Consider the following 24,362-nt stretch of genomic DNA (forward strand, 5'->3'; position numbering starts at 1 on the left):
AGGAAAGGAACGCCATCATGGCGAAGCTGAGCACCGACGAACTGCTCGACGCGTTCAAGGAGCTGACCCTGCTGGAGCTCTCGGACTTCGTGAAGAAGTTCGAGGAGACCTTCGACGTCACCGCCGCCGCCCCGGTCGCCGCCGTCGCGGCCGCCCCGGGTGCCGCCGCCGCGGGCGCCCCGGCCGAGGAGGAGAAGGACGAGTTCGACGTCATCCTCGAGGGTGCCGGCGACAAGAAGATCCAGGTCATCAAGGTCGTCCGCGAGGTCGTCTCCGGTCTGGGCCTGAAGGAGGCCAAGGAGCTCGTCGAGGGCGCCCCGAAGCCGCTCCTGGAGAAGGTCGACAAGGACGCCGCCAACGCGGCCAAGGAGAAGCTCGAGGCTGCCGGCGCCAAGGTCAGCGTCAAGTAGTCGCGAATTTCGCATCTCGAAAAAGGCGGGTCACCTCCACGGTGGCCCGCCTTTTTCGGATCACCTGGATTGTGGCTTGCAAAACTCATGAGTAACCTGCCCGGGACTTGACTCGTTGCACCCTGTTGACGCCGGGCAGGCGTGTGCCAGGGTGTTGATCCACGGCGTCGGAGCTGCGGGAGGTTCGATGGGTGCCGAGGTGGTCATCGAGGGTCTGACCAAGTCCTTCGGGCGGCAGAGCATTTGGCGGGACGTGACCTTGACACTGCCTCCGGGCGAGGTGTCGGTCATGCTGGGCCCGTCGGGCACCGGTAAGTCGGTGTTCCTGAAGTCCATGATCGGGCTGCTCAAGCCCGACCGGGGCAAGTGCGTCATCAACGGCGTGGACATCGTGCGGTGCAGCGAGCACAAGCTGTACGAAACGCGAAAATTGTTCGGTGTCCTGTTCCAGGACGGCGCGCTGTTCGGGTCGATGAACCTCTACGACAACGTCGCCTTCCCGCTGCGCGAGCACACCAAGAAATCCGAGACCGAGATCCGCCGGATCGTCCTGGAAAAGCTCGAGATGACCGGTCTGGCCGGTGCCGAAAAGAAGCTGCCCGGCGAGATTTCGGGCGGGATGCGCAAGCGCGCCGGCCTGGCCCGGGCGTTGGTGCTGGACCCGGAGATCATCCTGGTCGACGAGCCGGACTCCGGTCTGGACCCGGTCCGCACCACCTACATCTCGCAGCTGTTCATCGACGTGAACGCGCAGATCGACGCCACGTTCCTGATCGTCACGCACAACATCAACCTGGCCCGCACGGTGCCGGACAACCTGGGCATGCTGTTCCGCAAGGAGCTGGTCATGTTCGGCCCCGCGAGGTGCTGCTGACCAGCGAGGAGCCGGTCGTCAAGCAGTTCCTGAACGGCCGCATGGACGGCCCGATCGGTATGTCCGAGGAGAAGGACACCGCCCAGATGGCCGCCGAGCGCGCCATGTTCGAGGCCGGCCACCACGCCGGCGGTGTCGAGGACGTCACCGGCATCCCGGCCCAGATGCAGCCGACCCCGGGCGTGCCGACCCGGCAGGGCGCGATCCGCCGCAAGGACCGGGTCATGAAGATCCTGCACACGCTCCCGCCCGCGGCGCAGGAGGGGATCATCGAGTCCCTGTCGCCGGAGGAGCAGCGCCACTACGGCGTCACGCCGCGCCGCGCGGTGCACACCGGCAGCAGGCACGCCGCCCCGACCCATCCGCTGCCGACGCAGCACCAGGGGCAGCTGCCGCAGGAGGAAATCGCCCACATGCCGCAGTCGGGCTGGTCCAGAACCGAGACCACCGACCGGCTGCGTGGCCCGGGGGCCGGTGAGGCATGAGCTCGACGGCCTCCCCGGCCAAGGTTCCCGGACTCGGAATGCTGCGTGAGACCGGGAAGTTGTTCGCCCTCGGGCTGGACATCATCCGCGGGTTCTTCCAGCGGCCGTTCCAGTTGCGGGAGTTCATCCAGCAGTCGTGGTTCATCGCGAGCGTCACGATCCTGCCCACGGCCCTCGTCGCGATCCCGTTCGGCGCGGTCATCTCGCTGCAGTTCGGGTCGCTCGCGCGTCAGCTCGGCGCGCAGTCCTACACCGGCGCCGGCAGCGTGCTCGCGACCGTGCAGCAGGCCGCCCCGCTGGTGACCGCGCTGCTCGTCGCGGGCGCCGGCGGCAGCGCGATCTGCGCGGACATCGGCGCGCGCACCATCCGCGAGGAGATCGACGCGATGGAGGTGCTCGGCGTCTCCGCGGTGCAGCGGCTGATCGTGCCGCGCGTGCTGGCGATGATGCTCGTCGCGTTGCTGCTCAACGGCATGGTCAGCGTCATCGGCGTGCTCGGCGGCTACTTCTTCAACGTCGTGCTGCAGGGCGGTACGCCGGGCGCGTACCTGGCGAGCTTCTCGGCGCTGGCGCAGCTGCCCGACCTGTGGGTCGGCGAGATCAAGGCGCTCATCTTCGGCTTCATCGCGGCCGTGGTCGCCGCCTACCGCGGGCTGAACCCCGCCGGCGGCCCGAAGGGCGTGGGTGACGCGGTGAACCAGTCCGTCGTCATCACGTTCCTGTTGCTGTTCGTCGTGAACTTCGTGATCACGCTCATCTACCTGCAGATCGTCCCCGGAAAGCTGAGCTGATCATGGCGAGCATCGGTCAGACGGCGAAGCGGATCGCCACCCGTCCACTGGAGATCCTGGACAACTTCGGCGACCAGATGTCGTTCTACGCCCGTGCGCTGGCGTGGACGCCGCGTACGCTGCGCCGCTACACCAAGGAGGTCCTGCGGCTGCTGGCGGAGGTGAGCTTCGGCTCCGGTTCGCTGGCGGTCATCGGCGGCACGGTCGGCGTGATGATCGGCCTGACCCTGTTCACCGGTGTGCTGGTCGGCCTGCAGGGCTACTCGGCCCTGAACTCGATCGGCACGTCGGCGTTCACCGGGTTCCTGACGGCGTTCTTCAACACCCGCGAGATCGCGCCGCTGGTCGCCGGGCTGGCGTTGTCGGCGACCGTCGGCGCCGGGTTCACCGCTCAGCTGGGCGCGATGCGGATCTCCGAGGAGATCGACGCGCTCGAGGTGATGGGCGTGCCGAGCCTGCCGTACCTGGTGACCACCCGGATCATCGCCGGGTTCGTCGCGGTCATCCCGCTGTACGTGATCGGCCTGCTGTCGTCCTACCTGGCGTCGCGGCTGGTCGTCATCTACATCTACGGGCAGTCGGCAGGTACGTACGACCACTACTTCAACCTGTTCCTACCTCCCGAAGACGTCTTCTACTCGTTCATCAAGGTGCTGATATTCAGCGTCGTGATCATCCTGACCCACTGCTACTTCGGGTACCGCGCCTCCGGCGGCCCGGCCGGCGTGGGTGTGGCGGTGGGCCGCGCGGTGCGGCTGAGCATCGTCACGGTCGCCATCATCAACTTCTTCATCGGGTTTGCCATCTGGGGAACCTCGGTGACGGTCCGGATCGCGGGGTGAGGACACAGTGGTGACCTTGCGTCGCAGGCTGCTGGGCCTGCTCCTGATCGTGGTGCTCGCGGCGGGCGTCACGCTGTCGATCGCCATGTACAACAAGGCGTTCACGCCGACGGTCGAGGTGAAGCTGCAGGCCGGCGAGGTCGGCAACCAGCTGCTGCCGCAGTCCGACGTCAAGGTGCGCGGGCTGATCGTCGGCTCGGTGAAGTCGATCGACGCGAGCGCCGAGGGCACCACGCTGACGCTCGCGCTGGACCCGGAGTCGGCGAAGCTGATCCCGGAGAACGTCAGCGCCCGGTTCCTGCCGAAGACGCTGTTCGGCGAGCGGTACGTGTCGCTGGAGATCCCGGAGCGGCCGTCGGCGAAGACGATCGCCGCCGGTGACGTGATCCCGGAGGACCGCACGCAGGACGCCGTCCAGCTGTCGCAGGCGCTGGACAACCTGCTGCCGGTGCTGCAGGCCGTGCAGCCGGAGAAGCTGTCCACCACGCTGACCGCGATCTCGACCGCGCTGCAGGGCCGCGGCGAGACGCTCGGGCAGACCCTGTCCGAGCTGGGCACCTACTTCGGCGACCTGAACCCGCACCTGCCGCAGCTGCGGGAAAACCTGCAGGAGCTGGCGAAGTTCTCCGACAACCTGTCCGACGCGGCGCCGGATCTGGTGCAGACGCTGGACAACCTGTCGACCACGACGAAGACGGTGTTCGACGAGCAGCAGAACCTGCAGGCCCTCTACGCCAACGTGACCGCCGCTTCGCAGACCCTGGAATCGTTCGTGAGCGCGAACGCGAGCAACCTGATCAGCCTGGCCGAGAACTCGCGCCCGACGGCCGAGCTGCTGGCGAAGTACGCGCCGGAGTACCCGTGCCTGTTCGGGTCGATGGCCGAGCTGGTGCCCTTCGTGGACCAGGCGCTGGGCAAGGGCACGAACCAGCCCGGCCTGCACGCGACGATCGAGATCGTCACCACCCGCGGGCCGTACGTGGCCGGCCGCGACGAGCCGCGCTTCGAGGACAAGCGGGGCCCGCGCTGCTACAACGTCAAGGAGTTCCCGCAGCCGTTCCCGCAGTACCCGCCGGAGGGTCCGATCAAGGACGGCGCCCAGCCGACCCCGGCGTCGAAGTCGGCCAGTGACGGCCTGCAGCCCGCCAACACGATCGCCGACGCCGGCGGCTACAACGGCGGCGGTGGCGCGGCGGGCGGCAACCCGGCCAACAGCCGGGCCGAGCTCGATTTCCTGTCCCAGCTCGTCGGCCCGCAGGTCGGCCTCGACCCGGCGGCCATGCCGGGCTGGTCCGGCCTGCTCGTGGGCCCGCTCTACCGCGGTGCGGAGGTGACGGTCAAGTGAGGGGACTGGTCGCGCCGCTGATCAAGCTGACGATCTTCATCGTGATCACCGTGTTGTTCACGGCGATCCTCGGCATCAGCATCGCCAACATCAACACCCAGGACACCACCGGGTACAGCGCCCGCTTCACCGACGCGACGCTCGTGCTGCCCGGTGACGACGTCCGCATCGCGGGCGTGAAGGTCGGCCAGGTCACGAACGTCAAGATCGTGGACCGGCGCCAGGCCCAGATCGACTTCGAGGTCGACCAGGGCCGCACCCTGCCGGCCGGGGTCACGGTGCAGATCAAGTACCGCAACCTGGTCGGCCAGCGGTACCTCTCGCTCGGCCAGGGCACCGGCAAGGGCACGCTCGAGCCGGGCAGCACGATCCCGCTGGAGCGCACCACCCCGGCGCTGGACCTGGACGAGCTGTTCAACGGGTTCAAGCCGCTGTTCCGCGCGCTCAACCCGGAGGACGTCAACAAGCTGTCCTACGAGCTGATCCAGGTCCTGCAGGGCGAGGGCGGCACGATCGACAGCCTGCTCGCCCACACCGCGTCGCTGACCACCACGATCGCGCAGAAGGACCAGGTGATCGGCCAGGTGGTGACCAACCTGAACACAGTGCTGGACGCGGTCAACGCGCACACCCCGCAGCTGACCGACCTGATCGACAAGCTGCAGCGGCTGACCACCGGACTGGCGCAGGACCGCGACTCGATCGGTGACGCGATCGACGCGCTGGGCGGGCTGGCCACCACCACCGCGGGCTTCCTGGACGAGGCACGCGAACCGCTGAAGAACGACATCTCGGCGCTGGGCGGGCTCGCCCAGAACCTCAACGACAGCGAGCCGGTGGTGGAGCACTTCATCCAGTTCCTGCCGCAGAAGGTCACGACGCTCGCGCGCACGGCCGACTACGGTTCCTGGTTCAACTTCTACCTCTGCTCGGCGACCGGGAGCGTGTCCCTGCCGCCGCTGATCAACCAGGAGATCAACCTGCCGATCATGCCGCAGACCCGGGACCGGTGTGGATCATGAGGAGCTTCCAGTCCCGCAACCCGGTGCCCATCGCGGTCGTCGGCCTCGTGCTGATGCTGCTGGGCTTCGTCGCCGCGCTCAACGCCGACGACCTGCCGATCATCGGCGCCGGGACGAGCTACGAGGCGGAGTTCACCGAGGCGGCCGGCCTGAAGGCCGACGACGAGGTGCGCGTCGCCGGGGTGAAGGTCGGCAAGGTCACCGACGTGACGCTGGACGGCGCGTCGGTGAAGGTGACGTTCAAGGTCAAGGACACCTGGCTCGGCGACAAGACCGCGGCGGCGATCAAGATCAAGACGCTGCTCGGCCAGAAGTACCTGGCGCTCGACCCGGTCGGGGAGAAGGCGCTGGACCCGGGCACGCCGATCCCGAAGGAACGGACGCTGGCGCCCTACGACGTGCTGGACGCGTTCCGGGACCTGTCGACCACGGTGAACGACATCGACACGGACCAGCTGGCCCAATCCTTCGACGTGCTGTCCCAGACGCTGTCCGGCACCTCCGACAACGTGCGTGGCGCGCTCAACGGCCTGTCGCAGCTGTCCGACACGATCGCCAAGCGGGACACCGAGCTGGCGCAGCTGCTGCAGAACACCAACCAGATCTCGCAGACGCTGGCCGACCGCGACCAGCAGCTCACCCGGTTGCTGCAGGACGGCAACCTGGTGCTGCAGGAGGTCGCCGCCCGTGAGCAGGCGATCTCGACGCTGCTGACCGGCGCGCAGGAGCTGTCCCGGCAGCTGCAGGGACTGGTGAGCGACAACGACGCGCAGCTGACGCCGGTGCTGACCTCGCTGGACCAGCTCACCGCGATGCTGCAGCGCAACCAGGACAACCTGGCCCAGGGCATCGCCCGCTTCGCGCCCTACATCCGCGTGTTCACCAACACCGTCGGCAACGGGCACTGGTTCGACAACTACATCTGCGGTCTGATCCTGCCCTCGATCGGCCCCCTGAACGAAGAGGGGTGCAACCAGAAATGACGGAGACCCGCTTCGGCCGATCCCTCGCGCGTGGCATCGCGGCGGCGTGCGTGCTCGGTCTCGTCGTGGCCGGCGTGCTCTGGTGGACCCTCAAGGACGCCGACAAGAAGCACGTCACCGCCTACTTCACCAGCGCGACCGGCCTCTACGTGGGCAACAGCGTGCGCGTGCTGGGCGTCGACATGGGCAAGGTGACCTCGGTCGAGCCGATGGGCGACCGGGTCAAGGTCGTCATGGAGTACGACCGCGCGGTGCAGGTGCCCGCCGACGCGCAGGCCGCGATCGTCGCGCCGTCGCTGGTCAGCGACCGGTACGTGCAGCTCGCCCCGGCCTACACCGGCGGCCCGGTGATCAGCGAGGGCGCCACCATCCCGCTGGAGAAGACCGCGGTGCCGATCGAGGTCGACCAGCTCTACGAGAGCCTGGACAAGATCAGCCGGTCGCTCGGCCCGAACGGGGTGAACTCCAACGGCTCGCTGTCGGACCTGCTCACCACGCTGGCGCAGAACATGGACGGCAACGGCCAGGCCCTGCACGACACCATCACGAAGCTGAGCCAGGCGTCGCGGACGCTGTCGGGCAACAAGGACGACCTGTTCGGCACGGTCGCCAACCTGGCCGACTTCACCACCACCCTGGCCAACAGCGACAACCAGGTGCGGCAGTTCGAGCAGCGGCTGGCCGACGTCTCCGGCTACCTGGCGGGGGAGAAGGACAACCTCGCCGCCACGGTGCAGCAGCTGGGCACCACGCTCGCCACGGTGCAGCAGTTCATCAACAACCACTCCGACCGGCTGAAGTCCAACGTGGACAAGCTGGCCAGCGTGACCCAGGTGCTGGTGGACCAGCGCAGCGCGCTCGCCGAGATCCTCGACGTCGCGCCGGTCGGCCTGAACAACGTCATCAACGCCTACAACGGCTCGTCGGGCACGCTCGACGCGCGGGCCAACCTCAACGAGCTGACCCAGCCGCCGATCGTGATGATCTGCAACCTGCTCAAGCAGACGCCGGAGGCGCTGGACGCGATCGGCAACCTGTGCAGCTCGGTGGCGCCGCTGCTGGATGGCGCGGTGCCGCTGCCGTCGGTCGCGCAGACCGTGCACGCGCTGCAGAACGGCCAGCTGCCGCCGCTGCCGCTCCCGCTGGCGCAGACCGTCTACGGAACGGGGGCGTCGCAGTGAGGAAGCCACTCGCCCTCGCCGCCGCCGGCTTGGCGGCGGCGCTGACCCTGACCAGCTGCTCGTTCGGCGGCATCTACGACGTGCCGCTGCCCGGCGGCGCCGACCTGGGCGACCACCCGTACACGGTCAAGGTCCAGTTCGCCGACGTGCTCGACCTCGTGCCGCAGGCCGGGGTCAAGGTCAACGAGGTCCCGGTGGGCCGGGTCGAGTCGATCGGGCTGACCGAGGACGGCTGGCACGCCGAGGTGACGGTCAAGCTCAACGGCGACGTCAAGCTGCCCGCCAACGCGCTGGCCAACATCCGCCAGTCCAGCCTGCTCGGGGAGAAGTACGTCGAGCTGGCCTCGCCGGGCGAGGACCTCGCGCAGGGCACCCTCGCCGACGGCGCGGAGATCCCGCTGGCCCGCACCAACCGCAGCGTCGAGGTGGAGGAGGTGCTCGGCGCGCTGTCCATGCTGCTCAACGGCGGCGGGGTCGAGCAGCTCAACACCATCACCAAGGAGCTCAACGCCGCCACCGAGGGCCGCGAGCCGGACATCCGGCGCCTGCTGGACAACGCCAACCAGCTGGTGTCCACACTGGACGCCCAGTCCGGCGACATCACGCGGGCGCTGGACGGCCTGAACCGGCTCTCCAGCACGCTGGCCGGGCAGAAGGACCAGATCGTCAACGCGATCGACGACCTCGGCCCCGGCATCGGGATCCTGGAGCAGCAGCGCACCCAGCTGGTCACCATGCTCCAGGCGCTGCAGAACCTCTCCGGCGTCACCGTGGACACGCTGAACAAGAGCCAGGAGAACCTGGTCGCCGACCTGCGCGCGTTGCTGCCGACGCTGCAGAAGCTCGGCGAGGCCGGCGCCGACCTGCCCAAGTCACTGGAGATCCTGCTGACCTACCCGTTCACCGACGCGGCGATCGACGGCGTCAAGGGCGACTACTTCAACCTCTACGCCAAGATCGACCTGAACCTGCAGAACGTGCTGCAGAACCTCAGCCGCAGCAGGCAGAACCCGCTGGCCGGGGTGCTGCCGGACAGCCTGGCCGGCCTCACCGGCGGGGTCGAGGGCGAGCAGGCCAACCAGCCGCCGCCGCTGCCGTTGCCGCTCCAGGTCGCACCGCAGAGCACAGCGGCCACCGGCGCCACCGGGGCCACCGGGGCGCAGCCGCAACAGACCGGGGTCGCGGGCATCTTCGGCCTGCTGGCGGGAGGTGCGTGATGCTGGTCCGCAAGACGAAGATCCAACTGGTCGCGTTCCTGGTCATCTCCGTGGTGGCCGTGGTGTACGCGCTGATCCGGTTCGCCGGGCTCGGGCAGGTGTTCGGCCAGACCGGGTACACGGTCAAGCTGGAGCTGACCCAGTCCGGCGGCATCTTCACCGGGGCCGAGGTCACCTACCGCGGCTACAACATCGGCAAGGTCGGCCAGCTGCGGCTCACCGCCGAGGGCCTGGAGGCCGACCTGGAGATCGACCCGGACACCCCGCGGGTGCCGGCGAACCTGCAGGCGGTCGTCGCCAACCGGTCGGCGGTCGGGGAGCAGTTCGTCGACCTGCGGCCGGTCGCCGACGGCGGGCCGTACCTGGCGGGCGGGTCGGTCATCCCCGCCGCGAAGACGCAGGTGCCGATCGGCACCGACCAGATCATCACCGGCCTGGACAGCCTGGCCTCCTCGGTGCCGAAGGACGCGCTGCGGACCGTCGTCGACGAGTCCTACAACGCGTTCAACGGCACCGGCCCGGGCCTGCAGCAGCTGCTGGACACCGCGCGGGACTTCACCGCCACCGCGCAGCAGTACCTGCCGCAGACCGTGCAGCTGCTCGACTCCGGTGAGCGGGTGCTCCAGACGCAGAACCAGCAAGCGGGCAACCTGAAGGAGTTCAGCCGCAACCTCAACGAGCTGTCGGCGACGCTGAAGGGCTCCGACGCCGACATCCGGCGGCTGATCGAGGTCGCCCCGGGCGCGGCGCAGACGCTCAACCAGTTCGTGACCGACCTCGGGCCCGGGCTCGGCGAGCTGACCGCGAACCTGCTGACCACGTCGAACCTGCTGCTGACCCGGCAGGACGGCATCCAGCAGGTGCTGGTCAGCTACCCGGTGCTGGCGGTGGGCGCCCGCAGCGTGGCGCCCGGCGACGGCACCGCGCACCTGGGGCTGGCGCTCAACCTGTTCGACCCGCCGGTGTGCACCAAGGGCTACATGAGCCCGGAGCAGTACCGCACGGGTGCCGAGACCACGCCGCGGGAGCCGAACCTGAACTCCTACTGCGCGGAGCCCGCGGGCAGCCCGATCGGCGTGCGCGGTGCGCAGAACGCGCCGTACAACGGGGTGCCGGTGGATCCCTCGCCGCAGGAGGTCGCGCAGAATTCGAACCGCGACGAGGAGCAGCTGGCGTACATGCGGGGCACCCCCGGCGTCGTCGGCTCGCCGGGCGTCTCGATCACCAGCCTGTCCGCCCTGCTGGGACTGCCCGGCTGACGCCGCCCACACCCGACCTACCTACTCTGGAGAGCTATGAGTTCGGACGAGGCACGGACCGAGGAAGCCGGCTTCCCGGATCCGCCGGCCGAGGACCCGGCCACCGGGGACAAGCTGGGCCGGTACCTGGTGCTGGGCACGGCCGCGCTGGCCGCGGCGGCGCTGATCGTCGCCGGGATCTTCGGGGTCCAGTGGTGGGTCGCCTCCACCGACGACAACCTGGCGCTGGCCCAGGCCCGCGACGACGTGGTCAAGGCGGGCACCACGGCGGTCAAGGCGTACACGGAGCTGGACTACACCAACCCGGACGGCTACTTCGCCCAGCAGAAGGCCGTGTCGACCCAGGAGCTGGCCGACCAGATCACCGCGACCGAGCAGAACTACCGCCAGGCCATGACCGAGGCCAAGACCAAGGTGACCACCACGGTGCAGGACATCGGGGTGGAGGAGCTGGACCTGCACGGCGGGAAGGCGAGCTTCCTGGCCGCGATCAGCACGCTGGTCGCCAAGGAGGGCGCGCAGCCGGTCGCCAAGCCGCTGCGGCTGGAGGTGCAGATGACCCGGGTCGGGGACGAGTGGAAGGTGTCCGGGATCGGGTCGGTGCCGCTCGTGAGCGGGCAGTAACGGTCGCCGCAGGCGTACGAGGAGAGGACCAGTCATGCCACCGTCTCGCCGGCAGACACCGCCGGTGCGCCGCCGTCCCAAGGTCGCCGGCGCCGGGATCCGGCGTCCCTCGCCGAGGCCCCGCGACGAGGAGTACGCCGAGACCGAGGAGGTCACGGGCCGGGCCGCGGCGCCCGAACCGGAGGTCGATGAGGTCGAGGTCGCCGAGCCCGAGGCCGCTGCCGAGGCCCCGGCCGAGCCGCGACGGCCCAGCCCGCGGCCCAAGGCCCGCGACGAGGGCGAGCCGAAGCCGGAGAGCTACGCCGAGGCCGAAGCAGCCACGTCGGACGAGGAGCCGACGGCTGCGGGGGAGCGGCGGAAGACGAGCCCGTACGTGCTGGCCGGCGTGCTGTTCGGTCTGGCGCTGGTGCTGGCCGGGTTAGCGGTGTGGTTCAAGATCGAGGGCAACCGGGTCGACGAGATGATGTCGAACACGGCGCTGCTGGACACCGCCCGCACGGCGGAGGTCAGCAAGGCCGCCACGGGTGCCGCCGAGTCGCTGTTCTCCTACGACTTCAACAACATCGCGAAGACCCAGGACGCGGCGAAGAACCTGCTGCTCAACGACGAGGTGAAGGCCAAGTACAACGCCATCTTCGGCGAGGTCGAGCGGCTGGCCCCGCAGCAGAAGATCGTGGTCACGGTGAAGGCGACGCGCAGCGCGGTGATCATGCTCGACGGCGACCGCGCGAAGGTGATGGTGTTCGTCGACCAGACCTCGACGCGCACGGACCAGAACCAGACGGCGAGCGGCAGCGCGCAGCTGTGGCTGAACATGCAGTACGTCGACGGCGAGTGGAAGGTCTCGGCGCTGGACACGTACACAGCCACCCAGCCGACGCCAGCGCCGTCCAGCGCGCCGCCCGCGTCCCCGGCACCGTCCCGCTGATCCATTCCGGACGCCCCCGCCGAGCCGCCGGCCGGTGGGGGCGTTCTGGTGTTCGTGCGCACCCTGCCGCGGTGGGGCGCGCTGGCTCGGATACCGCCGCGCCCCGGGCGGTGGGACTTCTGCTGTTCGTGGGAACCCTGCCGCAACAGGGCGCGCTCGACCGGACGCCGCCGCGCCCCGGTGGGGCATCTGCTGTTCCTGGGCGGCCGCGTGCTGCGGCCGCGCCTGGCTAGGCTGGCCGCCCATCATTCCGGGGCGTGCCTACCCAGCGGCCGCGCCGCGAGCACCGCCGCGCCGAGTCGTGCGCACCCTGCCGCTGCAACCCGGGCACCAGCCACCGCCGTCCCGGCCCCTCGACAGCCCCCACGGCCGTGAAGCGCGCCACTCCAAACCGCCGCGAGTGCCTCTCCGCGACGGCCGCACCGGGGCCCCGCGCCGCTTTCGCGGGGCCCCGCAACAACACCCGGGGACGATCTTGGACCGGCGTGACCCAGCCCGCAACCCCTGGTGACCGCATCCGTCCCCGGGCGCCGCCACAAACACGAATCCCCAGGTCGAGGCCGTGTACGGACCGCGATCGCGTTGCGCCAACCGGCGGGTTCGCCGCGTGGCATCTTGACTCTTCGGCGCCGGGGGTTCACGCTTATCGCCAACGGCAGCGCCCTGCGGGAGGGCCTGTCGGGAGGCGATGCCTGAGCACGTCGTGATCGAGGTGCGGGCCCCATCGAGCGGCCCCCTCGACAGAACGCGTCGTTCAGGCTAGACTGCTTCTTTGCGCTGCCCTCTTTCAGGCTGCCCGAAGACGGAAGCTAGGATAGTGGGCACACGGCACCCTTGACAGTCGCTTTAGCTGTTGCTAACGCGGCTGCGCACCGCTCATTGTCCCCGGAAGGACGCATCTTGGCAGTCTCTCCCGCGAACCAGGCCACTGCTGCGACCACCTCGGCTGTAACGGAGCCGAACCCGACGGGAATTCCCGGAGCCCCCAAGCGGGTCTCGTTCGCGAAGATTCGCGAACCCCTCCCCACCCCCAACCTGCTGGACGTGCAGATCCAGTCCTTCCAGTGGTTCACCGGTGACGAGAAGTGGTTCGAGCGCCGCGTGAACGAGGGCGAGGAGAACCCGGTCGGCGGCCTCGAAGAGGTCCTCAACGAGATCTCCCCGATCGAGGACTTCTCCGGTTCGATGTCCCTGTCCTTCTCCGACCCGCGCTTCGACGAGGTCAAGGCCTCCGTCGAGGAGTGCAAGGACAAGGACATGACGTACGCGGCCCCGCTGTTCGTGACCGCCGAGTTCGTCAACAACAACACCGGCGAGATCAAGTCCCAGACGGTCTTCATGGGCGACTTCCCCGTGATGACCGAGAAGGGCACCTTCATCATCAACGGCACCGAGCGTGTCGTGGTGTCCCAGCTGGTCCGGTCGCCCGGCGTGTACTTCGACACCAGCGTCGACAAGACCACCGACAAGGACGTCTTCAGCGTCAAGATCATCCCGAGCCGCGGCGCGTGGCTCGAGTTCGACGTGGACAAGCGCGACACCGTCGGCGTCCGCATCGACCGCAAGCGCCGCCAGCCGGTCACCGTGCTGCTGAAGGCGCTGGGCTGGACCACCGAGCAGATCCGCGAGCGGTTCCACTTCTCGGAGACCCTGCTCGCGACGCTCGAGAAGGACCACACCGCGGGCACCGACGAGGCGCTGCTCGACATCTACCGCAAGCTGCGCCCGGGCGAGCCGCCCACCAAGGAGAGCGCCCAGACGCTCCTGGAGAACCTGTTCTTCAAGGAGAAGCGCTACGACCTGGCCAAGGTCGGCCGCTACAAGCTCAACAAGAAGCTGGGCCTGAAGCTGCCGTACGAGACCGGCACCCTCACCGAAGAGGACATCGTCTCGACCATCGAGTACCTGGTCCGCCTGCACGCGGGTGAGACCAAGATGGGCGAGGGCGAGAACGAGGTCCCGGTCGAGGTCGACGACATCGACCACTTCGGCAACCGCCGCATCCGCACCGTGGGCGAGCTGATCCAGAACCAGATCCGGGTCGGCCTGTCCCGCATGGAGCGCGTCGTCCGCGAGCGGATGACCACGCAGGACGTCGAGGCGATCACGCCGCAGACCCTGATCAACATCCGCCCGGTCGTGGCGGCGATCAAGGAGTTCTTCGGCACCTCGCAGCTGTCGCAGTTCATGGACCAGAACAACCCGCTGTCGGGCCTGACCCACAAGCGCCGCCTCAACGCGCTGGGCCCCGGTGGTCTGTCCCGTGAGCGCGCCGGCATGGAGGTCCGCGACGTCCACCCGTCGCACTACGGCCGCATGTGCCCGATCGAGACGCCGGAAGGCCCGAACATCGGCCTGATCGGCTCGCTGTGCTCCTACGCGCGGGTCAACCCGTTCGGCTTCATCGAGACGCCGTACCGGAAGGTCGTCGAGGGCCGGGTCACCGACCAGGTCGACTACCTGACCGCCGACGAGGAGGACCGCTACGTCAAGGCGCAGGCCAACGCGCCGCTGACCGAGGACGGTCACTTCGCCGAGACCCAGGTGCTGGGCCGGCGCAAGGGTGGCGAGGTCGAGCTGCTCGACCCGCTGGAGATCGACTACATGGACGTGTCGCCGCGTCAGATGGTGTCGGTCGCCACCGCGATGATCCCGTTCCTCGAGCACGACGACGCCAACCGCGCGCTGATGGGCGCCAACATGCAGCGCCAGGCCGTGCCGCTGCTGCGCGCCGAGTCGCCGCTGGTCGGCACCGGCATGGAGCTGCGTGCCGCGGTCGACGCCGGTGACGTGCTCCTCGCCGAGCAGGCCGGTGTCGTCGAGGAGCTCTCGGCCGACCTCGTGACGATCATGCACGACGACGGCACCCGCAAGAGCTACGGACTGCACAAGTTCCGCCGCACCAACGCGGGCACCTGCTTCAACCACCGCCCGATCGTCTCGGAGGGCGACCGCGTCGAGGCCGGTCAGGTCATCGCCGACGGCCCGTCCACCGACCAGGGCGAGATGGCGCTCGGCAAGAACCTGCTCGTGGCGATCATGCCGTGGGAGGGTCACAACTACGAGGACGCGATCATCCTCTCCGAGCGCCTGGTGCAGGACGACGTGCTCACCTCGATCCACATCGAGGAGCACGAGATCGACGCCCGCGACACCAAGCTCGGCGCCGAGGAGATCACCCGGGACATCCCGAACGTCTCCGAGGAGGTCCTGGCCGACCTCGACGAGCGCGGCATCGTGCGCATCGGTGCCGAGGTCCGCGACGGCGACATCCTGGTCGGGAAGGTCACGCCCAAGGGCGAGACCGAGCTGACCCCGGAGGAGCGCCTGCTCCGCGCGATCTTCGGCGAGAAGGCCCGCGAGGTCCGCGACACGTCGCTGAAGGTGCCGCACGGCGAGACCGGCAAGGTCATCGGCGTCCGCGTGTTCTCCCGCGAGGAGGATGAGCGGGGCAACGCCGACGAGCTGCCCCCGGGCGTGAACGAGCTGGTCCGCGTCTACGTGGCGCAGAAGCGGAAGATCCAGCCGGGCGACAAGCTCGCCGGCCGCCACGGCAACAAGGGTGTCATCGGCAAGATCCTGCCGGTCGAGGACATGCCGTTCATGGAGGACGGCACCCCGGTCGACATCATCCTGAACACCCACGGTGTGCCGCGACGGATGAACATCGGCCAGATCCTCGAGCTGCACCTGGGCTGGCTCGCCTCGCAGGGCTGGAAGATCGAGGGCAACCCGGAGTGGGCGCAGAACCTCTCCGAGGAGCTCTACGACGTCGAGCCCGGCACGAACACCGCGACCCCGGTGTTCGACGGCGCCAAGGAGGAGGAGCTCACCGGCCTGCTCGCGTCGACCCGGCCCAACCGGGACGGCGAGCGCATGGTCAAGGAGAACGGCAAGGCGACGCTGCTCGACGGCCGGTCCGGCGAGCCGTTCCCGTACCCGGTGGCCGTCGGCTACATGTACATCCTCAAGCTGCACCACCTGGTGGACGACAAGATCCACGCCCGGTCCACCGGCCCGTACTCGATGATCACCCAGCAGCCGCTGGGTGGTAAGGCGCAGTTCGGTGGTCAGCGCTTCGGTGAGATGGAGTGCTGGGCGATGCAGGCCTACGGCGCGGCCTACACGCTGCAGGAGCTGCTGACGATCAAGTCGGACGACGTGGTCGGCCGCGTGAAGGTGTACGAGGCGATCGTCAAGGGCGAGAACATCCCCGACCCGGGCATCCCCGAGTCGTTCAAGGTTCTCCTCAAGGAGCTGCAGTCGCTGTGCCTGAACGTGGAGGTCCTCTCCAGTGACGGCGCCGCGATCGAGATGCGCGACTCCGACGACGAGGACCTGGAGCGCGCCGCCGCCAACCTCGGCATCAACCTGTCCCGCAACGAGTCGCCCTCGGTGGACGACGTCGTGCAATGACGTAGCGACCGGGAGCGGGGCCACCTCCCGCGGCCCCGCTCCCGGTAGCCGACTCCTCTAGCCGAATCAACCCCAAAGGGGATGCAACGACGTGCTGGACGTCAACTTCTTCGATGAGCTCCGGATCGGCCTGGCGACCGCCGACGACATCCGTCAGTGGTCCTTCGGCGAGGTCAAGAAGCCGGAGACCATCAACTACCGCACCCTGAAGCCGGAGAAGGACGGGCTCTTCTGCGAGAAGATCTTCGGCCCCACCCGGGACTGGGAGTGCTACTGCGGCAAGTACAAGCGGGTCCGCTTCAAGGGCATCATCTGCGAGCGCTGTGGTGTCGAGGTGACTCGCGCCAAGGTGCGCCGTGAGCGGATGGGCCACATCGAGCTGGCCGCGCCGGTCACGCACATCTGGTACTTCAAGGGTGTTCCCTCCCGCCTGGGCTACCTGCTCGACCTGGCGCCGAAGGACCTCGAGAAGATCATCTACTTCGCGGCCTACGTGATCACCGGCGTGAACACCGAGCTGCGGCACAACGACCTGCCGACGCTGGAGAACGAGATCAGCGTCGAGCGGAAGAACATCGAGGCCAAGCGCGACGCCGACATCGAGGCGCGCGCGCAGAAGCTCGAGGCCGACCTCGCCCAGCTCGAGGCCGAAGGTGCGAAGTCCGACGTGCGCCGCAAGGTCAAGGAGGGCGGCGAGCGCGAGATGAAGCAGCTCCGCGACCGGGCCCAGCGCGAGCTGGACCGGCTCGAGGAGATCTGGACCACCTTCACCAAGCTCGAGCCGCGTCAGCTGATCGCCGACGAGACCCTGTACCGCGAGCTGTACGACCGCTACGGCGAGTACTTCACCGGCGGCATGGGCGCGGAGGCCATCCAGAAGCTGGCCACCGAGTTCGACGTCAACGCCGAGGCCGAGAAGCTGCGCGACACCATCCGCAACGGCAAGGGGCAGAAGAAGCTCCGCGCGCTGAAGCGGCTCAAGGTCGTCGCGGCCTTCCAGGCCACCGGCAACGACCCGCGCGGCATGGTCCTCGACGCGGTCCCGGTGATCCCGCCGGACCTGCGCCCGATGGTGCAGCTCGACGGTGGCCGCTTCGCCACCTCGGACCTCAACGACCTGTACCGCCGGGTGATCAACCGGAACAACCGCCTCAAGCGGCTGATCGACCTCGGCGCGCCCGAGATCATCGTCAACAACGAGAAGCGGATGCTGCAGGAGGCCGTCGACGCGCTGTTCGACAACGGCCGCCGCGGCCGTCCGGTCACCGGCCCGGGCAACCGGCCGCTGAAGTCGCTGTCCGACCTGCTCAAGGGCAAGCAGGGCCGGTTCCGCCAGAACCTGCTCGGCAAGCGCGTCGACTACTCGGGCCGTTCGGTCATCATCGTCGGTCCGCAGCTGAAGCTGCACCAGTGCGGTCTGCCCAAGGACATGGCGCTGGAGCTGTTCAAGCCGTTCGTCATGAAGCGGCTGGTCGACCTGAACCACGCGCAGAACATCAAGTCCGCGAAGCGGATGGTGGAGCGGGCCCGCCCGCAGGTGTGGGACGTGCTGGAAGAGGTCATCACCGGGCACCCGGTGCTCCTCAACCGCGCGCCGACCCTGCACCGGCTGGGCATCCAGGCCTTCGAGCCGCAGCTGGTCGAGGGCAAGGCCATCCAGCTGCACCCGCTGGTCTGCGAGGCGTTCAACGCGGACTTCGACGGTGACCAGATGGCGGTGCACCTGCCGCTGTCGGCCGAGGCGCAGGCCGAGGCCCGGATCCTGATGCTGTCGGCGAACAACATCCTCTCGCCGGCGTCGGGCCGCCCGCTGGCCATGCCGCGTCTGGACATGGTCACCGGTCTGTTCCACCTGACCCGCCTCGACGAGAACGCGGTCGGCGCCGGCCAGGCGTTCAGCTCCCCGGCCGAGGCCATCATGGCCTTCGACCGCAAGACGCTGGGCCTGCACGCGCCGATCAAGATCCGGATCAAGGACCGTCAGCCGAACCGGACCCAGGTCGCCGAGCTCACCGAGAAGGGCTGGGAGCCCGGTCAGCCGTGGCTGGCCGAGACCACCCTGGGCCGGGTGCTGTTCAACGACCTGCTGCCGGCGGACTACCCGTACATCAACGAGCCGCTGCCGAAGAAGCGCCAGGCGGCGATCGTGAACGACCTCGCCGAGCGCTACTCGATGACGCAGGTCGCGCAGGTCCTGGACCGGCTCAAGGACGCCGGCTTCTACTGGGCCACCCGCTCGGGTGTCACGGTGTCGATGTTCGACGTCATCGTGCCGCCGGAGAAGAAGGAGATCCTCGACCGGTACGAGGCCAAGGCCGCGCAGGTGGAGAAGCGGTACCAGCGTGGTCAGCTCTCGCACGCCGAGCGCAACAACGAGCTCGTCAAGGTGTGGACCCAGGCCACCGACGAGGTCGCGGAGATCATGGAGGACGCCTTCCCCGAGGACAACCCGATCTCGATGATCGTGAAGTCCGGGGCGGCGGGCAACATGACCCAGGTCCGGTCGCTGGCCGGTATGCGTGGTCTGGTGTCGAACCCGAAGGGTGAGTACATCCCGCGCCCGATCAAGTCGAACTTCCGCGAGGGCCTGTCGGTGGCGGAGTACTTCATCGCCACCCACGGTGCGCGGAAGGGTCTGGCCGACACCGCGCTGCGGACCGCCGACTCGGGTTACCTGACCCGTCGTCTGGTGGACGTGTCGCAGGACGTCATCGTCCGGGAGACCGACTGCGGTACCACCCGCGGCGTGACCCGGCCGATCGGCGAGAAGCAGCCGGACGGCACCGTGCTGCGCGGCGCGCACGTGGAGACCAGCGTGTACGCCCGGACGCTCGCCCAGGACGTCACCGACGACCAGGGCAACGTCGTGCTCAACGCCGGCGACGACCTGTCCGACCCGGCGATGGACAAGCTGATCGCCTTCGGTGTCACCAAGGTCAAGGTCCGCTCGGTGCTGACCTGCGAGTCGGCCGTCGGTGTCTGTGCCATGTGCTACGGCCGCTCGATGGCGACCGGCAAGCTCGTCGACGTGGGTGAGGCCGTCGGTATCGTCGCCGCCCAGTCGATCGGTGAGCCGGGTACCCAGCTGACGATGCGTACCTTCCACCAGGGTGGTGTCGCCGGTGACGACATCACCACGGGTCTGCCCCGTGTCACCGAGCTGTTCGAGGCCCGGGTGCCGAAGGGCAAGGCGCCGATCGCCGACGTCGATGGCCGCGTGCGCATCGAGGAGAGCGAGCGGTTCTGGAAGATCACGCTCATCCCGGACGACGGTGGCGAGGAGATCGTCTTCGACAAGCTGTCGAAGCGTCAGCGCCTGGCCAACACGCCGAACGGGCCGCTGCAGGACGGCGACCACGTGCACGTCGGCCAGCTGCTGCTCGAGGGCACGCCGGACCCGCACGAGGTGCTGCGTGTCATGGGCCCGCGCGAGGCGCAGATGCACCTCGTGGAAGAGGTCCAGAAGGTGTACCGGGCCCAGGGTGTGTCGATCCACGACAAGCACATCGAGGTCATCGTCCGGCAGATGCTGCGCCGGGTGACGATCATCGACTCCGGTTCGACGGACTTCCTGCCGGGCGAGCTGCCCGAGCGGACCAAGTTCGAGAGCACGAACCGGTCGGTCGTGGCCGAGGGCGGCGAGCCGGCCTCGGGCCGCCCGGTGCTGATGGGTATCACGAAGGCCTCGCTGACCACGGACTCGTGGCTGTCGGCGGCGTCGTTCCAGGAGACCACGCGTGTCCTGACCGACGCGGCGATCAACGGCCGCAGCGACAAGCTCGTGGGCCTCAAGGAGAACGTGATCATCGGTAAGCTGATCCCGGCGGGCACGGGCATCAACCGGTACCGCAACATCCAGGTGCAGCCGACGGAGGAGGCCCGGGTGGCGGCGTACGCCATCCCGTCCTACGACGACGGCTACTACACCCCGGACGTGTTCGGCACCGGCACCGGCGCCGCGGTTCCGCTGGACGACTACGACTTCGGTCGCGACTTCCGCTGATCGGTAGTTGTGTGAAGCCCCCGGCTCCGGTTTCGGAGCCGGGGGCTTCGTCGTGTCCGGGCAGGGGCGCGGAGGTAGCGTGAGGCCCGAGTTCACACGAGCGACACGAGGAGGGCGTTGTGAACGCAGAGCAGGCCCCGGAGGAGGCGCCGTCGAGGGGACGGCACGCCGCGCCCGAGGGCGCACCCACCCACCCGGCGATCGACCTGTCGAGGGACCCCAACCCGGGCAGGCCGGACCACGCGAAGCCCGACGAGGACGAGTAGCCGTCCCGACGTGGAACGGGGCCCCAGGCGCGCGCCTGGGGCCCCGTTTCGTGGGGGTCAGAAGTCGAGCTTGCCGCTGATCTCGGCGTCGGACATGCCGGTGTCGCCGTGGTCCTCGGCCTGCCCGGCCTTCTCGGTGAAATCGTCGAACGTCTGCTGGGCCTTGTCGATCGTGCCGGGGACGTCCGGGATCTTGCGCTCGCTGCCCGGCACCTCCTCGCTGCCGGGGCGTTCCTGCATCGAGATGACCTGGTCCTTCACGGCCTCGCCGGCGAACTCCTTGAGCTTCCCGCCGGCCTGCTCGCCGATCGTGTCGCTGATCGCCCCGCGCAGGTCCCGCGTCAGGTTGGGTGTCTCGCCGTTCTCGATCGCGTCCCTGCCTGCCTGCTTGGCCCGGTCGAGGATGCCGTCCGCGGCCTCCTTGCCGAGGTTCTCCTTCAGCACGCCATCGGTGAGCTGCTGCGCGACCTTGTCGGTGACCTTCTCCGGGCTGAGGCTGTCCCCGGCATTGCCGACGGCGTCCGCGAGCTTCTTGAACCCCGGGATCTTCTCCAGGAACGCCTTGATCTTGTCGATCAGGCTCTTGATCTTGTCGATGACGGTGGTCAGCTTCTGCATCCAGCGGCTGACCTTGGACGTCTCGGTCGCGGCCCGGACCCCGGTGGCGGCCGCCGCCGCGGCCTCCGAGCCGCCCAGCGTGACCACCGTGGCGGCGAGCGCGGCCAGCCAGGTGACGATCAGCCACTCGACGAAGTCGCTGATGATGCTCAGCACGAGGTCCTTCGCGATGCTCATCACCGCGGAGCTGACCGCGAGCAGCGTCGCCAGCTCGGTCGTCGCGCCGGCGGTGCCGGAGAGCCCGTCGCGGAACTCGCTGAGCCGCTTCGCCGCGGCTTCGGCGCCGTCGCCCTGCCAGTTGGCGAGCCCGCTCGCCAGGAGTTCCTCGGTCTCCTGCTTCAGCGCCTCGATCTGCTCCCCGAGCTGGTTGAACGCCTTCGCGCCGTCCTCCAGGGCGTCCGGGTCGCCGGTGACGAGTTCGAGCGCGTCCTCCAGCGGTTTGATCCAGCTGACCAGGAAACCGACCCCGTTCGAGATCAGCCAGCCGAGCGGGTCCGACACGATGTCGCCGATGGTGCTCGCGGCTTCGTTGACGAACGAGCTGGCCGTCGAGAAGGCCTCCGTGCCGTCCGCGACGAGGGCTTCGAGGTCACCCTTCGCCAGGTCCTCGCCGAGCTGGAAGCCCGCGTCGAGGGTGTCATCGGCGCCGGAGTAGAGCTTGACCGGAGCGGTGTCGTCGAGCTTCTCCTGGACCTCCTCGGCGTCGTAGCCCGAGCCGAAGTTCTCGGCCAGCGCCTCCGCATCCGTGGGCACGTCAGATCGCCTCCGTTCCCGCGTCGGTCTCGTCGAGCAGCTCGGCGACGTCGCCGAACGCGCGGACCACCTCGTCGTCCATCGAGCTGTACGCGTCGGCGGCGCTGGTCAGCTTCACGCCGATCGACTGGTAGCCCGCGGACATCTCGTTCAGGTGGTCCTTCAGCTTGCCGAGCATTTCGCGGTACACCGGGAACGCGGTGCCGGCTCCGAGCAGTCCCCACGAGACCACGGGCACGTCCGCCTCGTAGGTCGCCTGCTGCAGCTCCGAGACCTTCCCCGTCAGGTCGCTCGCCCGCGCCGCGGTGGTGCGCAGGGCTTCGACGTCGACCTGGAACCCGCCGGCCATCAGGCGTTCCCGAACGGGTCGATGTAGTCGTCGTCGGCCGGTTCGCGCCGGGGCGGCGGAGCGGGACGAGCCGGGCGTTCCGCCGGCCGCTCCTCGAGGAAGTCCTCCTCGGCGAAGTCCGCGCCCTGGTCGATCGGCCGCGGCGCGGCGGCCGGCCGTTCGTCGGCCAGCTTCGCCTTGAGGTCCGCCACGCTCATGCCGAACGCCTCGGCCTGGGTCTCCAGCACCGACTCCAGCACGTTGCTCTGCTCGCCGAGGGCGTCCTGGACGATCGCGGCCTGCTGCCGCGCCGCCGCGGCGACCGCCTCGCGGATCGTGCTGGTGATCGTCGAGGACAGCTGGATCGCGCTTCCCCCGAGCGCGTCCTCGCTGACCCGGACCGACTGCACCCCGCCACCGGGCCCCGCCACGACCGTCACGGTCCGGTCGGGGGAGGAGACGGTGACCGACAGCTCACCAATCTGTTCCTTCATCCGGGTGAGCGCGGCCATCCGCTGCTCCCCGTTCCGCTTGTGCTGCTCGACCTGGTCCAGCTTCTGCTGCAGCTGCTCGACCAGATCGCCATGGCCGCCGTACGCCATGCGGTCCCTCCCCGTGGTGAATTACGCACCTTCGGTATCGGATCATGCACCACACGTGTGTGCCGCGGGCACGCTTCCGGGCAACTCACCGATTCGATTGATCACTTTTCGCCACGCGGGAATTCCGCCGCCATTTCCGGCGTTGAAACTCACGCCGAAGATGCCCGCCGACCTGCTCGAACGCGTCGGCCGACGGGGTCCCGGGAGTTGGCCGAACGCCTCCTGCGCGGCCGTCTTTCCGCTAGACTCGCCACACCACCTTCTCGCCGGAGCCGGGGTGTGAGCCCGTTAGGGACCCCCGATGCCACCGCCTGCCGCAAGGGCGGGTATCTTTGACGACTGTGCCCGGCATGCGTCGGGCCGCTCTGCGTGCTTTTCGGCCAAGCGGGGATGCTCCGGCATCGTGGCGACGGCCGCGGCGAAGCGGAGCTCCACGGAAATCCGAGGGAACGTTAGCGGTCGACAGACCCAGACGCGGGCCGACACGCCCGACCTCGGGGGCCGGGGAGACCAAGACGGAACAAGCAAGACGCGACAGAAGGCTGGTCCATTGCCCACGATCCAGCAGCTGGTCCGCAAGGGCCGCCAGGACAAGGCTGCCAAGCAGAAGACCGCGGCCCTCAAGGGGAGTCCGCAGCGGCGTGGCGTGTGCACTCGCGTGTACACCACGACGCCCAAGAAGCCGAACTCGGCGCTGCGCAAGGTCGCGCGTGTCAAGCTGACCAGCGGCATCGAGGTCACCGCCTACATCCCGGGCGAGGGCCACAACCTGCAGGAGCACTCGATGGTGCTCGTGCGCGGTGGTCGTGTGAAGGACCTGCCCGGCGTTCGCTACAAGATCATCCGCGGTTCGCTCGACACCCAGGGTGTGAAGAACCGCAAGCAGGCGCGCAGCCGGTACGGCGCGAAGAAGGAGAAGAGCTAATGCCCCGCAAGGGTCCGGCCCCGAAGCGGCCGCTGATCTCCGACCCGGTTTACGGCTCCCCGCTGGTCACCCAGCTGATCAACAAGGTGCTGACCGACGGCAAGCGCTCGCTGGCCGAGCGCATCGTCTACGGCGCCCTGGAAGGTGCCCGGGAGAAGACCGGCACGGATCCCGTCGTCACGCTCAAGCGTGCGCTGGACAACGTGAAGCCGAGCATCGAGGTGAAGAGCCGCCGGGTCGGTGGTGCCACCTACCAGGTGCCGATCGAGGTCAAGCCGGGCCGCTCGACGACCCTTGCGCTGCGGTGGATCGTCAGCTTCTCCCGCGCCCGCCGCGAGAAGACCATGATCGAGCGTCTGCAGAACGAGCTGCTCGATGCGAGCAACGGCCTCGGGGCCAGCGTGAAGCGCCGCGAGGACACCCACAAGATGGCCGAGTCCAACAAGGCGTTCGCCCACTACCGGTGGTGAACGTAGCCCGGCTGCCGAGA

The 24,362-nt window shown here is 68.8% G+C and carries 19 protein-coding genes and 1 pseudogene; 17 read left to right on the top strand and 3 right to left on the bottom strand.

Annotated features, from left to right (window positions below; translation table 11 throughout):
- The first annotated feature begins 17 nt into the window (after window positions 1-17).
- From rplL to L1857_RS05730, 15 genes and pseudogenes are all read left to right on the top strand, one after another.
- Window positions 18-410: a 50S ribosomal protein L7/L12 gene (rplL, locus tag L1857_RS05660; protein WP_094003880.1), complete on the top strand. Its 393-nt coding sequence runs from the start codon at window positions 18-20 to the stop codon at window positions 408-410.
- Between the two features lie 187 nt (window positions 411-597).
- Window positions 598-1,769, top strand: a pseudogene (locus L1857_RS05665) (ABC transporter ATP-binding protein).
- Entirely contained in the window at window positions 1,766-2,560 is a 795-nt protein-coding gene (locus L1857_RS05670) for an MlaE family ABC transporter permease (protein WP_249464616.1), read from the top strand. The pseudogene L1857_RS05665 and the gene L1857_RS05670 overlap by 4 nt, the downstream one beginning before the upstream one ends.
- Before the next feature lie 2 nt (window positions 2,561-2,562).
- Entirely contained in the window at window positions 2,563-3,402 is an 840-nt protein-coding gene (locus tag L1857_RS05675) for an MlaE family ABC transporter permease (protein WP_094003882.1), read from the top strand.
- Between the two features lie 7 nt (window positions 3,403-3,409).
- Window positions 3,410-4,747 carry an MCE family protein gene (locus L1857_RS05680; protein ID WP_249464618.1) on the top strand — a complete coding sequence of 446 codons (1,338 nt, stop codon included), beginning with the start codon at window positions 3,410-3,412 and terminating at the stop codon, window positions 4,745-4,747.
- Complete coding sequence (locus tag L1857_RS05685; RefSeq protein WP_116110459.1) at window positions 4,744-5,769, top strand: MCE family protein; 1,026 nt, start codon at window positions 4,744-4,746, stop codon at window positions 5,767-5,769. The genes L1857_RS05680 and L1857_RS05685 overlap by 4 nt, the downstream gene beginning before the upstream one ends.
- Window positions 5,766-6,752: an MCE family protein gene (locus tag L1857_RS05690; protein WP_116110458.1), complete on the top strand. Its 987-nt coding sequence runs from the start codon at window positions 5,766-5,768 to the stop codon at window positions 6,750-6,752. Before L1857_RS05685 ends, L1857_RS05690 begins: the two co-directional genes overlap by 4 nt.
- Entirely contained in the window at window positions 6,749-7,933 is a 1,185-nt protein-coding gene (locus L1857_RS05695; RefSeq protein ID WP_094003886.1) for an MCE family protein, read from the top strand. The genes L1857_RS05690 and L1857_RS05695 overlap by 4 nt, the downstream gene beginning before the upstream one ends.
- Window positions 7,930-9,150: an MCE family protein gene (locus L1857_RS05700; protein WP_094003887.1), complete on the top strand. Its 1,221-nt coding sequence runs from the start codon at window positions 7,930-7,932 to the stop codon at window positions 9,148-9,150. The genes L1857_RS05695 and L1857_RS05700 overlap by 4 nt, the downstream gene beginning before the upstream one ends.
- Window positions 9,150-10,409, top strand: a complete 1,260-nt coding sequence (locus tag L1857_RS05705) for an MCE family protein (RefSeq protein WP_094003888.1) — start codon at window positions 9,150-9,152, stop codon at window positions 10,407-10,409. Before L1857_RS05700 ends, L1857_RS05705 begins: the two co-directional genes overlap by 1 nt.
- Window positions 10,410-10,445: 36 nt before the next feature.
- Window positions 10,446-11,033 (top strand): hypothetical protein, encoded by a 588-nt coding sequence (locus tag L1857_RS05710; RefSeq protein WP_094003889.1) that lies wholly within the window; start codon window positions 10,446-10,448, stop codon window positions 11,031-11,033.
- Between the two features lie 34 nt (window positions 11,034-11,067).
- Window positions 11,068-11,961: a hypothetical protein gene (locus L1857_RS05715; protein WP_094003890.1), complete on the top strand. Its 894-nt coding sequence runs from the start codon at window positions 11,068-11,070 to the stop codon at window positions 11,959-11,961.
- Window positions 11,962-12,861: 900 nt separating this feature from the next.
- Window positions 12,862-16,377: a DNA-directed RNA polymerase subunit beta gene (gene rpoB / locus L1857_RS05720; RefSeq protein WP_094003891.1), complete on the top strand. Its 3,516-nt coding sequence runs from the start codon at window positions 12,862-12,864 to the stop codon at window positions 16,375-16,377.
- A 91-nt stretch (window positions 16,378-16,468) separates the two neighbouring features.
- Window positions 16,469-20,380: a DNA-directed RNA polymerase subunit beta' gene (locus L1857_RS05725; protein WP_094003892.1), complete on the top strand. Its 3,912-nt coding sequence runs from the start codon at window positions 16,469-16,471 to the stop codon at window positions 20,378-20,380.
- Between the two features lie 119 nt (window positions 20,381-20,499).
- Window positions 20,500-20,646 carry a hypothetical protein gene (locus L1857_RS05730; protein WP_094003893.1) on the top strand — a complete coding sequence of 49 codons (147 nt, stop codon included), beginning with the start codon at window positions 20,500-20,502 and terminating at the stop codon, window positions 20,644-20,646.
- A gap of 57 nt (window positions 20,647-20,703) precedes the next feature.
- Here the strand turns inward: L1857_RS05730 and L1857_RS05735 are convergent, their stop codons facing one another.
- From L1857_RS05735 to L1857_RS05745, 3 genes are read right to left on the bottom strand one after another with little or no spacing between them, the layout of a single operon-like run.
- Window positions 20,704-22,017 (bottom strand): WXG100 family type VII secretion target, encoded by a 1,314-nt coding sequence (locus L1857_RS05735; RefSeq protein WP_116110456.1) that lies wholly within the window; start codon window positions 22,015-22,017, stop codon window positions 20,704-20,706.
- Between the two features lies 1 nt (window position 22,018).
- Window positions 22,019-22,366 (bottom strand): WXG100 family type VII secretion target, encoded by a 348-nt coding sequence (locus L1857_RS05740; protein WP_094003895.1) that lies wholly within the window; start codon window positions 22,364-22,366, stop codon window positions 22,019-22,021.
- Window positions 22,366-22,947, bottom strand: a complete 582-nt coding sequence (locus L1857_RS05745) for a YbaB/EbfC family nucleoid-associated protein (RefSeq protein WP_094003896.1) — start codon at window positions 22,945-22,947, stop codon at window positions 22,366-22,368. Before L1857_RS05745 ends, L1857_RS05740 begins: the two co-directional genes overlap by 1 nt.
- A 550-nt stretch (window positions 22,948-23,497) precedes the next feature.
- On the opposite strand from L1857_RS05745, the gene rpsL reads away from it, so the two are divergent.
- Entirely contained in the window at window positions 23,498-23,872 is a 375-nt protein-coding gene (gene rpsL / locus L1857_RS05750; protein ID WP_003102113.1) for a 30S ribosomal protein S12, read from the top strand.
- Complete coding sequence (gene rpsG, locus L1857_RS05755) at window positions 23,872-24,342, top strand: 30S ribosomal protein S7 (protein ID WP_017986602.1); 471 nt, start codon at window positions 23,872-23,874, stop codon at window positions 24,340-24,342. Before rpsL ends, rpsG begins: the two co-directional genes overlap by 1 nt.
- The last annotated feature ends 20 nt before the right edge of the window (window positions 24,343-24,362 follow it).

The sequence above is a fragment of the Amycolatopsis thermalba genome, assembly GCF_023376025.1.
GTDB classification, from domain to species: Bacteria; Actinomycetota; Actinomycetes; order Mycobacteriales; family Pseudonocardiaceae; genus Amycolatopsis_E; species Amycolatopsis_E thermalba.

Excerpts from the sequence above, each read along its gene's own strand:
- rplL (WP_094003880.1), top strand. The coding sequence starts at position 18 with ATGGCGAAGCTGAGCACCGACGAACTGCTCGACGCGTTCAAGGAGCTG.
- L1857_RS05670 (WP_249464616.1), top strand. The coding sequence starts at position 1,766 with ATGAGCTCGACGGCCTCCCCGGCCAAGGTTCCCGGACTCGGAATGCTG.
- L1857_RS05675 (WP_094003882.1), top strand. The coding sequence starts at position 2,563 with ATGGCGAGCATCGGTCAGACGGCGAAGCGGATCGCCACCCGTCCACTG.
- L1857_RS05690 (WP_116110458.1), top strand. The coding sequence starts at position 5,766 with ATGAGGAGCTTCCAGTCCCGCAACCCGGTGCCCATCGCGGTCGTCGGC.
- L1857_RS05695 (WP_094003886.1), top strand. The coding sequence starts at position 6,749 with ATGACGGAGACCCGCTTCGGCCGATCCCTCGCGCGTGGCATCGCGGCG.
- L1857_RS05705 (WP_094003888.1), top strand. The coding sequence starts at position 9,150 with ATGCTGGTCCGCAAGACGAAGATCCAACTGGTCGCGTTCCTGGTCATC.
- L1857_RS05710 (WP_094003889.1), top strand. The coding sequence starts at position 10,446 with ATGAGTTCGGACGAGGCACGGACCGAGGAAGCCGGCTTCCCGGATCCG.
- L1857_RS05715 (WP_094003890.1), top strand. The coding sequence starts at position 11,068 with ATGCCACCGTCTCGCCGGCAGACACCGCCGGTGCGCCGCCGTCCCAAG.
- L1857_RS05740 (WP_094003895.1), bottom strand. The coding sequence starts at position 22,366 with ATGGCCGGCGGGTTCCAGGTCGACGTCGAAGCCCTGCGCACCACCGCG.
- L1857_RS05745 (WP_094003896.1), bottom strand. The coding sequence starts at position 22,947 with ATGGCGTACGGCGGCCATGGCGATCTGGTCGAGCAGCTGCAGCAGAAG.
- rpsG (WP_017986602.1), top strand. The coding sequence starts at position 23,872 with ATGCCCCGCAAGGGTCCGGCCCCGAAGCGGCCGCTGATCTCCGACCCG.